Origin of the sequence: Rhodococcus sp. SB1D (genome assembly GCF_048573875.1) — a bacterium.
GTDB classification, from domain to species: Bacteria; Actinomycetota; Actinomycetes; order Mycobacteriales; family Mycobacteriaceae; genus Rhodococcus_F; species Rhodococcus_F qingshengii.
Map to the genome: position 1 here is coordinate 83,087 of NZ_JBMAIQ010000013.1, position 12,785 is coordinate 95,871.

A 12,785-nucleotide genomic window follows, 5' to 3' on the forward strand; every position below is an offset into this window, starting at 1 on the left:
GTCCGATCTTGCCGTCAATCTTCGGATTGCGGTATGTTCTATCGGTAGCTGAAGAATTGCTGAGAATGAAGGTTTGTCAGGGCAGGGTGACGGCGTCGGCGCACCGGGCAGCATAGGGGGCTGCCCGGCGTGTACGACCCCAGATGGGGAGTCAACAGATGGGTGACACTGCGCCGACGCCGATGCTCGACATCGGCCCGCGGATCGGCTGTGACGTAGTGAACGTCGTGGATGTCACTCGAAGTATCGAACTCTTCGGGCGGAGGTATCTCGATCGGACCTTCACCCCGCACGAATTGCAGACGTGCGCCGGGCCGGCGCGGGATCAACGATTGGCTGCACGTTTCGCCGCCAAAGAGGCTGTGGTGAAGGTACTGCGGCCTGGTGACGTTCCCGTTCCGTGGAGTTCCATCGAAATCACTCGGGCCGAGTGGGGTGGCTGTGGGGTGACGCTGTCCGGTAATGCCGCGGAACTCGCGCGGACCCAGGATCTGCACGATTTTCAAGTATCTATCTCGCACGAAGCGGACGTGGCCATCGCAATGGTGATCGCAACACGCTCGGGCGCTCGCATCGAAAAGAAGGACGACATCGCTGATGATTGATCAGGCAATTCGGAAAGTGCTCGTCGAGCACGGTCGGCTGGCAGTCGACGTGAGCACGATCGACGGAGAGGCCGATCTTTACGAGTTGGGTTTGACGTCGCACGCGAGCGTGAATGTCATGTTGGCGCTGGAGGATTCGTTCGACATCGAGTTCCCTGACGAGTTGTTGCGGAAGAGTACTTTCGCAAGCGTCAAGGCGATCGAGGGTGCGTTGACGGAGTTGGGTGCTGCATGAACGCTCCGCAATCGCAGTGCTCCACCGGAACGGCCCTCGAGCGGGCCGCACGGTTGGCCGACGAAGTTGCAGCGGTGTGGGCCGACGAAGTCGATGCAGAAGCAAGGTTTCCGCGTGAAGCTGTCGACGCCATGCGAAGCGAACGGCTGCTGTCCGTAGCTGTGCCGAGGGAACTAGGCGGCGAAGGGCTCTCGCTGCAGGAAGTGTCGCAGATCGCCCGTGTGATCGGAACGCGCTGTGCAGCAAGCGGAATGATTTTCGCGATGCATCAGACGCAGATATACTCGTTGGTCAAGCACGGCAACACCGAAGCACTACGCGAGTTTGTCGAAGAAACGGTCGACAAGCAATTGCTGTTGGCATCGGCAACCACTGAGCTGGGAATCGGTGGTGACGTCAGCCGGAGTTACTGCGCGGTGGAAGACTTGGGCGGTCACCTGCTGTTGATCAAGAACGCGCCTGTCATTTCGTACGGTGAACACTCCGACGCGATAGTCGTGACGGCTCGGCGAACACCGGAGAGTCAGCCGAACGATCAGGTTCTCGTGGTGTGTCGTACCCCAGACCTGACGCTCGAACGCACCACCGAGTGGAACACGCTGGGGCTGAGGGGTACTTGCAGTCTCGGTTACATCCTTCGGGCCACCTCGACGCCGGAGATGGTCGCCGGCGTACCGTATTCCGATATCTCCACCCACACCATGCTTCCGGTCTCGCACGTCGTCTGGAGTTCGGTGTGGTTGGGAATTGCCGACGCTGCAGTCGAGAAGGCGCGCAAGTACGTGCGTGCCGCCGCCCGCAAGCAGCCCGGGGTCACTTCCCCCGGAGCGCTGCGGCTCGCCGAAGTTGCCGCTTCGGCACAACAATTCGCCGATCTCGTCGGCGCCTCTGCGCGCAGGTACGACCGCGCAGTCCACGCGGAGGAAGGCGTTGCCGATTTCGAGGCGACGGGAGCGGTGGGATTTTCGCTCGCGATGAACAACCTGAAAGTCACAGCGTCGACAGCGGTGGTGGAAATCGTGGGGCAGACAATGTTGATCTGTGGAATCTCGGGATATCGCGAGGACACCGAATTTTCGCTCGGTCGGCACCTTCGTGACGCGCACGGCGCAGCGGTGATGGTGAACAACGATCGAATCATGGCAGGTTCAGCGCACATGGCCATCGGATACCGGGGAACGCTATGACGAACGAGACTGTGACGACCGAGACTGTGACAGGCGAGACCGATCTGGATCGGGCCCGGGCTGCATTTCAACGTGAACTGCTCGTCGAAGGACTTCTCGTCGAGACGGAGGTGCCGGGACTCTACGGGCGTTCCGGCGTGTTCGAGGACATCGTCGACGGTATCGACCGAGTGGTGATTGCAGCGGGGCCAGGCGACGCCGCGACTCGGCTGCGGTTCCCGCCGGTGTTCCCGCGGAGCAGTTTCGAGCGCACCGACTACATCGCTTCGTTTCCCAACCTCACCGGCGCCATCAACACCTTCGCTGGTTCCAATCGCGATCACGCGCGACTGCTGGCCGATCGCGCCGACGGACAATCGTGGGACCGCCACCTCGAGCCGACCGAGACCATGCTCGTGTCCGCAGCGTGCCATCCTGCCTATGCGCGGTATACCGGAGTTCTCCCCGAAGGCGGAGTGCTGCTGGACATCTACGGTTTTTGCTTCCGGCACGAACCGGCCATCGATCCGGCTCGCATGCAGGCGTTTCGGATGCACGAGTTCGTGACGATCGGTGACGCCGCGGCAGCGCGAGCGCATCGCGAGCACTGGATCGAGCGGGGGCTCGAGGTGCTCGGCCGGCTCGAACTCGACGCTACCCCGGTGATCGCCAATGATCCTTTCTTCGGGCGCGCCGGAAAGATGCTTGCAGCCAACCAGCGTGAAGAGAATCTCAAGACGGAACTGACGGTTCGGCTCTACGGAGATCTCGACGAGGGCACGGCGATCGTGTCCTCGAACAACCATCTCGACCATTTCGGTGTCAACTTCGACATCCGAACGGCGGAGGGGGAGGTGGCACACAGCTCGTGCGTCGGCTTCGGGATGGAGCGAATCGCGTTGTCCTTGTTGCGGACTCATGGTCTTGACGTGGCTGCATGGCCAACCTCCGTTCGTGAACGAATGGGCATCTGATGTCACGGCTCATCGACATTTCACCTGATCGCTACAGGCCCCATTCGTTGCATCAGGACGACCGCGTGTGGGCGCAGACCAACTGCTACACGGATCTGTGGATCGAAGTGTTGCATTCGCTGGGATTGGACCCCGTCCCGGCATTGGCATGTGCCTTCTCATCGCGGTTCGACGGGACTCAGTGGACGTTCCTCAAGCTCAAGGCCGAGGACATCTACGCGCTGTACGGAATCGAAGTCGCCGAGATGAACGTCTGGCGGGCACCGCTGATCCATGTCGAGGACAACCTCGCGGTTGGGATGCTGTCGACGGTTGAAGTGGACGGATACTGGCTTCCCGATACTCTTGGAACGAGCTATCACGAGGGGCACACCAAGACCACGATCGTGCCCAATCGGATCGATCGCGTTGCCGGCGAGCTCGAGTACTTTCACAACAGCGGGTACTACTTGCTGCGAGGCGACGATTTCTCCGGCGTCTTCGATCTCGATCGTTCCTCACTTCCTTCGTTCGTGCCCTACGTCGAACAGATCAGGTTGAATCCGGTTCACGCGACCAACGCCGGAAACATCGCCGAAGTGGCTCGGCGGAATGTAGCGGTTCGAGCGGTGGGTAATCCCGTGCGAGAGCTGGGACGCAAGGTGATCGACGACCTCGAATGGGTGCAGGGGGCGGGTATGGATGCCTTTCACCTCTGGTCCTTCGGGCTACTTCGTCAGTGCGGGGCCAGCGCGGAGCTGGCTGCCGACGCCAGCGAGTTCTTGGACACTGCAGGTTTCTCCGGGACAGGCGAAGCTGCGCCAGATTTCCGCAAAGTGGCATCCGGTGCCAAGAGCGTGCAGTTTCAGATGGCGCGTGCCTCCAGGGGCCGCGCGGTGGACCCGCGTGAGCAACTCGACGAGATGGCCGTGTCGTGGAAGAGGGCGATGGAAATCGTTGCCGACACAGTCGGCGTCGACTCGCATCGACACTTGAGGTTGGTCTAACAGTGCCTCGTTCGTCAGCAGACCTGCTGGCCGGCGCGATATGGCGATGCGCTGCAACCGAACCCGGATCCATATCCGACCCGGATGCCCTCGAAGCCGTGACCGAGTGGGTCGCAGCGTCCGTGCCTGGAACAGTCGTCGGTGCGTTACGTGCGGAGCAGACGGACGCCGGACGCACGAAGTCCGTTTCGTCGTCGTCTGTTTCATCATCGGACTGGTGGTTCGTGACTACCGTGGCCACGACCGGTGAGGGGTCGTGGCTGCTCCAGTTCGACGGTATGACGGCGTTTGCGGATGTCTGGATCGGCGGTGTCCGTGTCGCGTCCACTGAATCCATGTTCGCACCTGGGGAAGTGAGCATTCCGGCCGGAGTCGGCGCTGGTAAACGTGTCCAGGTGGCTGTTCATTTTCATTCTCTCTCCGCGATTTTGAGATCGAGGCGTCCTCGAGGACGTTGGCGCTCGTCGATGGTCCGTGAACAGGGCCTTCGGTGGATCCGAACCACGATGCTCGGTATGGCTCCCGTGTTCAGTGGTGTACCGGTACCGGTGGGTCCGTGGCGGGGTATCCGCTTGTTGGACAAGGGGATTGCCGCCGTAGTCTCTGCTGTCAAGCATGCGAGTGTTGACGGCACAACCGGTCGCGTTGCCGTCAGTGCTCGGCTCACCGGATTGCCGGCCTCGCTGGAGTACGTGACCGTGCGCGTCGGCGAACACTCGCGGCAATTGGCTGTATCCGCCGGACCGGATGGATTTCTCGAGGTGTCCGGCGTCGTCGAAGTGCCGGAAGCGCAGTTGTGGTGGCCGCACACTCATGGCACCCCGCGCACTTATCCGGTGACGATGGAAGCGGTCGGAGTCTCCGAGCATCTCGGTTCAGTTGGCTTCCGGACGGTGGAGGTCGACAGATCCGATGGTGGATTCCGTTTGTATGTCAACGGCATCCGGGTGTACTGCCGTGGTTCGGTGTGGGTGCCGACCGACCCGATCTCGCTTCAAGGCGACGCCGGCACCACTCGCGTCTTGGAACGCCTGGCAGAGGCCGGCCTGAACATGATTCGAATCCCGGGGACGATGGTCTACGAGAGCGACCACTTCTGGGAGGAATGCGCGCGACTGGGCATTCTCGTGTGGCAGGACATGATGTTGGCGACGCTCGATCCGCCCGACACCGACGAATTCTTCGAACTCGTTGCCTCCGAGGTCACCGAGTTCTTGCACAGAGTGCGCGGAAATCCCGCTTTGGCAGTCTTCTGCGGCGGCAGCGAGACCGAACAGCAGCCGACCATGCTGGGCTTGGTCGATCAACACATCCCGCTCATTCATTCGAGACTGCCGGAGTTGATCTCGACGGTGGCACCCGAACTCGAGTACGTGACGTCGTCCCCCTCGGCGCCTCGCGGGGGCGAGCAATTGGCAACGCATGTCGGAAGCGGGGTCGCTCACTACTTCGGGGTGGGTGCCTATCGTCGTCCACTGGCCGACGTGCTCAGCGCGCGAGTACGTTTTGCGACCGAATCATTGGCATTTTCGATTCCACCGTCGAATGCCGTGATCGAGAACGAATTCGGTTCACTCGCCGTCGCGGGGCACCACCCGGCATGGAAAGCCGCGGTGCCTAGGGACAACGGATCGTCGTGGGATTTCGAGGATGTTCGGGACCACTACGTCTACGCGCTTTTCGGCGAAGACGCTCGTGAAGTCCGGTGGTCCGACCCGGAACGCTATCTCGACCTGGGGCGAGCAGCTGTATGTGAGGCGTTCGCATCGACGCTCGGATACTGGCGTCGCCCGGACTCTCGGTGCGACGGCGCCTTGACACTCGCACTGCGAGACATGGAGCCCGGACCGGGATGGGGGGTCCTCGATTGGAGCGGCAGCCCCAAAGCTCCGTGGTTCGTGCTCCGTAGGAGCGCCAAACCGATCGCGCTCCTCGTCACGGACGACGGTATGGACGGATTGAGGCTCGACGCGATCAACGAGACCGCCGAACCTGTCGTCGGCGAGATCAGGTTTCGAGCGCACAGTCGGTCAGGCGTCGTCCCGGTCGACGTCGCGCTACCGGTCAAGGTGGAAGCGCATTCAAGTCTGACCTGGTCCGTGGACAGCCTTGTCGGCCGTTTCACCGACCTCACTCACGTGTTTCGGTTCGGGGCGCGGACATACGACGCCGTCACCGTCACACTCGAAGACGAAGACGGCGAGATGGTGGACGAAGTGGTCCACCTCCTGGGTGGCTCGGCGCGGCCTCGCGAGCGATCGGTCGGACTTGTTGCCGCAGCGCGCAACGTCGGTGACGAAGAGTGGGTAGTCGACGTCTCGACGGATGCTTCCGCCCAATACGTTGCCCTCGAACTGCAGGGCTTCGAGCCCGAAGACTCCTGGTTCCACCTCGCGCCGAACGGTCGCAGGACTGTACGCCTACGGAGAACCGGTCAGGCGACGAAGGTGATCGGTCGCGTTCGGGCGCTCAACTCGCACGTGAGTGTGGCCGTGGCGCCGCCGATCACTCCGGTCACACAATCCTCGCCGTCCAAGCGGACGTCGAAGAAGACGAGTGCTACGGGAAACTGAACGGATCGGACTGCGCTGCGAGATCGCACACCGATAGAATCGAACCGGCGCACAACTCTGCCTCGGTGGGGATATTGCGCTCGGGCTGTGCGTCCGCAACCCGTCATCACTGTTCAGGAGCGCGTTCGTTGACTTCCTTGTCCTCTGCCCAGACTGCGCTCGCTGGACTCGCCGAGGTCGCCCTCGCAGATGCCGCGTTCACTCCGGTGATCGAATCCATCGGATCGGCCGCCTTGGACATCGTGGCTCCGAAGCCGGCTCGGCCGTTCATCGCCGCTGCACTCGCCGCTCGCACGCCGGTGCTGCTGGTGACAGCCACCGGTCGTGAAGCCGACGATCTGACTTCGGAACTCACCGAGATGCTCGGTGGAGGAGTGGCGCAGTTTCCGTCGTGGGAAACATTGCCGCACGAGCGACTGTCGCCGAGCGCGGATACCGTTGGGCGACGGGTGGAGGTACTGCGCAGACTCGCCAGGCCAGACGACGCCTCGTACGGATCGCCTCTTCGGGTGATCGTCACCACGGTGCGTTCCCTCGTTCAGCCGATGGCGCCAGGCCTGGGCGAGATAGAACCGATCACGTTGCGCGTCGGCACCGAGATCGATTTCGATTCCGTTCTGGTTCGTCTGGTGGAGATGGCGTACAGCCGCGTCGACATGGTGGGAAAGCGTGGTGAGTTCGCGGTCCGTGGTGGCATTCTCGACTTGTTCTCGCCCACGGCGGATCATCCGGTCCGTATCGAATTCTGGGGTGACGAGGTATCCGAGCTTCGGTACTTCTCAGTTGCCGATCAGCGTTCGCTAGCGGACGTCGACGTCGATTCCGTGATCGCGCCGCCGTGTCGTGAACTGATTCTGACAGCTGATGTTCGTGATCGAGCTGCCGCACTCGCTGCTGAGAACCAGGCTGACGCGTCGTTGGTCGAGATGCTGGACAAGATCTCGGCAGGTATCCCCGTCGAGGGGATGGAAGCTCTGCTCCCGGTTCTCAAACCCGGTGAACTGCAGCTACTTTCCGATGTACTTCCTGAAGGGGCGCACATTCTTCTGTGTGATCCGGAAAAGGTGCGCACCCGCGCCACCGACCTGGTGCGCACCGGCCAGGAATTCTTGGAAGCATCGTGGACGGCGGCGTCGATCGGCGGCGCTGCACCGCTCGACACGTCGATCCTCAACGGCGGAGGAGTCGATCTCGGTGCCTCCGCGTACCGGTCGCTTCGTCATGTTCGCGAATCTGCCGAAGCTGCCGGCAGACCCTGGTGGACAGTCAGCCCGCTGGCGTCGGGAAACGGTGAAGAACTCGAACTCCCGGTGCATGCGGCACCGCAGGTGCGCGGTTCCGACGACCTGTTGGCCGAGCTGTTCGTCAGCCTTCGGGCGCACGTGAGCACGGGCGGTCGCGCGGCGATCGTGGTGGCAGGTGCCGGAACCGCAAGCCGCGTCGTGGAGCGACTCGGTGAAGCCGAAGTGCCCGCCAAGATGCTCGATGCCGGCGCTACCCCCGCCCGTGGACAGGTCGCGGTGCTCCGCGGATCACTGCACGACGGACTGGTACTCGCCGGCGACGACTCGACGCCTGGGATGGTGATCGTCACCGAGTCCGATCTGACCGGCAACCGCGTTGCCGCGGTCGGCGACGGAAAGCGCTTGCCGGCCAAGCGCCGCAATCAGGTTGATCCCCTCGCGCTGTCGGCAGGGGACATGGTCGTGCATGATCAGCACGGTATCGGCCGGTTCGTCGAAATGGTCGAACGCACCATCGGTGGGGCGCGTCGTGAATACCTGGTCATCGAATACGCGCCGAGCAAGCGCGGTCATCCGGGCGATCGTCTGTTCGTCCCGATGGAATCGCTCGATCAACTCTCCCGATACGTCGGTGGGGAGTTGCCGGCGCTGAGCAAGCTCGGTGGATCCGACTGGGCAAACACAAAGCGTAAGGCCCGCAAGGCAGTTCGTGAGATCGCGGGCGAGCTGGTTCAGCTCTACGCAGCGCGTCAGGCTGCTCCCGGGCATGCGTTCGGCCCGGACACACCGTGGCAGAAGGAACTCGAAGACGCATTCGCGTTCACCGAGACGATCGACCAGTTGACCGTTATCAGTGAGGTCAAGGCCGACATGGAGAAGCCGGTTCCGATGGACCGGGTGGTCATCGGTGACGTCGGGTACGGCAAGACGGAGATCGCCGTCCGCGCCGCGTTCAAGGCAGTGCAGGACGGCAAGCAAGTGGCGGTGCTGGTGCCGACGACTCTGCTTGCACAGCAACATCTTCAGACCTTCACCGAACGAATGTCGTCGTTCCCGGTGAAGGTGCGAGGGCTGTCCCGGTTCACCGACGCCAAGGACTCGAAGGAAATCATCGCCGGCATGGCGGAAGGTGAGATCGACATCGTCGTCGGTACTCACAGGTTGCTGCAGACCGGTATTCGCTGGAAGGACCTCGGGCTTGTGATCGTCGACGAGGAACAGCGATTCGGAGTCGAGCACAAGGAACACATCAAGGCGTTACGCACCCACGTCGACGTCCTGACGATGTCGGCTACCCCGATTCCTCGTACTCTCGAGATGAGCATGGCCGGGATCCGCGAGATGTCCACGATCCTCACACCGCCGGAAGAACGTCATCCGATCCTCACGTACGTCGGCGCGTATGCGGACAAGCAGGTTGCCGCGGCCATCCGGCGTGAACTTCTGCGCGACGGCCAGGTCTTCTACGTACACAACCGTGTCAGCTCGATCGACAAGGCAGCCAAGAAGATCCGTGAACTCGTCCCGGAGGCTCGCGTCGTCGTCGCGCACGGTCAGATGAACGAGGACACTCTCGAAAAGACCGTGCAAGGATTCTGGGAACGCGACTTCGACGTGTTGGTCTGTACCACGATCATCGAAACCGGTCTGGACATCTCGAACGCGAACACACTGATCGTCGAACGTGCGGATTCGCTGGGCCTCTCGCAGTTGCATCAGCTTCGCGGACGCGTCGGGCGTAGTCGTGAACGTGGATACGCCTATTTCCTGTACCCGGCCGAAAAGCCTTTGACGGAAACGGCATACGACCGACTGGCAACGATTTCGCAGAATTCGGACCTCGGCGCGGGTATGGCCGTCGCGATGAAGGACCTCGAAATCCGTGGAGCCGGAAACGTTCTGGGCGCAGAGCAGTCCGGCCACGTCGCGGGGGTCGGGTTCGATCTGTACGTCAGGCTGGTCGGTGAGGCGGTCGAAGCCTTCCGGGCTGCAGCCGACGGCAAACCGATCACAATGGACGAGGGCACGAAGGAAGTCCGGATCGACCTACCGGTGGACGCGCACATCCCGCCCGACTACGTCACCAGTGACAGGCTCAGGTTGGAGGGGTACCGCAAGCTCGCTGCGGCAACTGATTCCGACGGCATCGCTGCCGTAGTCGAAGAACTGGTCGATCGCTACGGCCCACTGCCCGAAGAGGTTCGACGGCTGATCTCGGTGGCCAAGCTTCGACTGCTCTGCCGCGAGTATCAACTGGAGGAAGTCGCCGTCACCGGAACTCAGCTCAAGATCTCGCCTATGTCACTGCCCGATTCCAAACAGATCAGGCTCAAGAGGATCTATCCGAGCGCGCAGTACCGGGCAACGACCGGGCTCGTGCAACTCCCGCTGCCTCGCACCGGCGGAGTCGGCTCGGATCGCCTGCGGGACGTCGAATTGCTCCAGTACATCGCGGACTTCATCCTGGCGATTGACGGGCGCGCCGCCGGTGCCGTCCTGGTCGAGGCGTGAGCACACGGTGAACGAGATATCAGATGGCGACCACCAGCCGACTGTGGTCGTGCTCGACCCGTTTCGCCCCATGTCCGTTCCAATTGATGCCTTGACTGCCCTCGCCGGTCCTGTCGAGATTGCCGAAGATGTGCCATCGCAGGTTCGGGACCGATTTGCCGAGTCTGTACCCGGCGCCCGGGTATTGGTGACGACCGACCGCGAGTGTGAGGCGGCGCGCAGCAGGCTCGAGGATGGTGCACGTTTGATTGCCGCTGAAAGCGTGAAGGGCGACGGACTTGTCGCAGCGAGTGCGTTGATGGACCGGATGTGGAGTTTTGGCGGCTGGGAGGTTGCTCAGACTCACGAGAGCTTGTCGAACTACCTCCTGGAAGAGACGTATGAGGTGCTCGATGCGATTCTGGCCGGCGACCGCGAGGCGCTGAACGAGGAACTCGGTGACCTTTTGTTGCAGGTGTTGTTTCATGCACGGATAGCGGAGTGCGAGCCAACTGCACCGCCAGTCGACATAGACACGATTGCCGGCGCATTGGTGGCGAAACTCTGCCACCGGAGCCCACACCTGGCCGGCGAACCGTCGGAGTCGGTCGACATTGCGGCGCAGGAGCGAGCATGGGATCAGCGAAAGGCGGAGGAGAAGTCGCGTGCCTCAGAGCTCGACGGCATTGCACAAAGCCAACCCGCAGCGATGCTGGCTGAGCAGTATGTGAAGAGGGCTGTCCGTGGAGGGTTCCCCGAGGACCTGGTACCGGTTGAGTTGCGGGACGCGGTTGCGCGGTCCCTTGACGCCGACGAGGCTCTTCGCCTCGAGGCTCAGCGCTTTGCTGAACACTTTCGTGATGCGGAGTCGATGATTCAGTCGTCGGCGAGAAATTCGGTGAATGTGCAGGGCGAGGAGCCTTCTGCTCGTTCGACCGCACGGTGGGCTGATGCTTGGCGAATTCGGCGGCTCCCGTGATTTGATTGCCGTTCTGTAGCTGAGTGGAAGGTCACCTGAGTTCGAGGCTGCGAAATAAACAAACTCAAGGTATGTTTATCTCCAGACAAGCAAACCGTGCCGCTCTACGTGCAGGGTTGGGGGTACCAACCGTTGGTTCGGTACAGGTCAAGCGAGAGGCGAGCCAGTCTTCGTCGGACGGTGGGGCGTTCGGCGGTTGGCCAACTATTTGCTTGAAGCCAAAGGTTCACCGTTTTTGATATCTGGCGGGGGACGCAACCGGGGAGACAGAGGACCAATGAGCGTGGACACAACTGACCGCATCCAGATATCCGAGCAGGAGCATGCACCGGCTTCACAGCGTCCCTCTGTGACGGTGGTGGTGCCGGCGATGAATGAGGCGAAAAATCTGCCTTACGTTGCAGAACGGATGCCTGACGGAATCGATGAGATCGTTTTCGTCGATGGCCATTCGGTCGATGATTCGGTGGATGTTGCCAAGCGGTTGTGGCCGAAGGCGACGATCGTAACGCAGACGAGACGAGGGAAAGGCAACGCACTCGCATGTGGATTTCGGGCGGCAACGAGTGACATTGTCGTCATGATCGACGCTGACGGTTCGACGGACCCTGCGGAGATTCCTTTGTTCGTCGATGCGCTTGTGCAGGGGGCCGACTTTGCCAAGGGGACACGGTTTGCGCAAGGAGGGGGGAGCGATGACATCACTTTTTCTCGTAAACTTGGAAACAAAGCACTGAATGGAATCGTAAACATCAAGTTCCGTGCGTCTTTCAGCGACCTATGCTACGGCTACAACGCGTTCTGGCGTCGCCACATACCTGTCATGAACCTGCCGGAGACTGGTACCGCGGAGGCGCAATGGGGCGACGGTTTCGAGATCGAAACCTTGATCAATGTTCGGGTAGCCAATGCAGGACTGAAGATATCCGAAGTGCCGAGCTACGAGCGCGACCGTATCTATGGCGAGAGCAATCTCAACGCAGTACGTGACGGATTTCGAGTACTGCGAACCATCCGGAGTGAGCGTCGGGTTCCGCTACGGGAAGCGGCTCGCGCAAAGTAGTCGGTGACTGGCGAAGGCCCTCCCACCTGTCCGGCGGGAGGGCCTTCCTACGTTCAATCCCCGCACGAGACGATCTCGATGTGCCAACATTGTTGGATGTCGACATTTCGCCTCACCGGTTCGAATCTGCAGTGTCGCTGCGGACATGCAAATGACGCCCACCGGCACTTGCGGTCGGGGAGTGATTGTGGCTTATGTGAATGCACTCGATTTCGCCGCAGCAGTGGTCTCCTGAGCCGAATCACTCAAAGCCTCCGGCGGCACTGAGAGTAGTCGTGAACTCGGGATTCCAAACGTCGTCAAGATTGAATTCTTCATTTCCTTGTGAACCGAGGCGCGAATCCTTGGTCCGATCAACGCGTGATCACCCTGCGAAAGCTGTCGAATCTCGATGGTGCCGAACGCTTTCCGTAGGCGTTGGACTCCGCTGCGACCGCGATTCTCGTTAAACCATTCCTCATCGGTTGGTG

Annotated in this window: 9 protein-coding genes; all 9 read left to right on the plus strand. The window is 61.5% G+C overall.

Features of this window, described 5'->3' with window-relative positions:
* Positions 1 to 158: 158 nt before the first annotated feature.
* Positions 159 to 605 (plus strand): holo-ACP synthase, encoded by a 447-nt coding sequence (locus tag ACN50D_RS25495; RefSeq protein ID WP_047270297.1) that lies wholly within the window; start codon positions 159 to 161, stop codon positions 603 to 605.
* Positions 598 to 840, plus strand: coding sequence for an acyl carrier protein (locus ACN50D_RS25500; RefSeq protein WP_003946296.1), 243 nt, complete (start codon positions 598 to 600; stop codon positions 838 to 840). The genes ACN50D_RS25495 and ACN50D_RS25500 overlap by 8 nt, the downstream gene beginning before the upstream one ends.
* Entirely contained in the window at positions 837 to 2,027 is a 1,191-nt protein-coding gene (locus tag ACN50D_RS25505; protein WP_003946288.1) for an acyl-CoA dehydrogenase family protein, read from the plus strand. Before ACN50D_RS25500 ends, ACN50D_RS25505 begins: the two co-directional genes overlap by 4 nt.
* Positions 2,024 to 2,980, plus strand: coding sequence for an amino acid--[acyl-carrier-protein] ligase (locus ACN50D_RS25510; protein ID WP_054781160.1), 957 nt, complete (start codon positions 2,024 to 2,026; stop codon positions 2,978 to 2,980). Before ACN50D_RS25505 ends, ACN50D_RS25510 begins: the two co-directional genes overlap by 4 nt.
* Positions 2,980 to 3,966 carry a DUF1839 family protein gene (locus tag ACN50D_RS25515; RefSeq protein ID WP_003946304.1) on the plus strand — a complete coding sequence of 329 codons (987 nt, stop codon included), beginning with the start codon at positions 2,980 to 2,982 and terminating at the stop codon, positions 3,964 to 3,966. Before ACN50D_RS25510 ends, ACN50D_RS25515 begins: the two co-directional genes overlap by 1 nt.
* A gap of 2 nt (positions 3,967 to 3,968) precedes the next feature.
* The gene (locus tag ACN50D_RS25520) at positions 3,969 to 6,539 is read left to right on the plus strand and encodes a glycosyl hydrolase 2 galactose-binding domain-containing protein (protein ID WP_192712310.1); all 2,571 of its coding nucleotides are present in this window, start codon (positions 3,969 to 3,971) and stop codon (positions 6,537 to 6,539) included.
* A gap of 128 nt (positions 6,540 to 6,667) precedes the next feature.
* On the plus strand, positions 6,668 to 10,294 hold the full coding sequence (mfd, locus tag ACN50D_RS25525; RefSeq protein ID WP_030536282.1) for a transcription-repair coupling factor: 3,627 nt from the start codon (positions 6,668 to 6,670) through the stop codon (positions 10,292 to 10,294).
* A 70-nt stretch (positions 10,295 to 10,364) separates the two neighbouring features.
* A complete protein-coding gene (locus ACN50D_RS25530) occupies positions 10,365 to 11,252 on the plus strand; it encodes a MazG family protein (RefSeq protein ID WP_147308027.1) in 888 nt (295 codons plus the stop codon).
* A 277-nt stretch (positions 11,253 to 11,529) separates the two neighbouring features.
* Positions 11,530 to 12,315, plus strand: a complete 786-nt coding sequence (locus ACN50D_RS25535) for a glycosyltransferase family 2 protein (protein WP_064443929.1) — start codon at positions 11,530 to 11,532, stop codon at positions 12,313 to 12,315.
* The last annotated feature ends 470 nt before the right edge of the window (positions 12,316 to 12,785 follow it).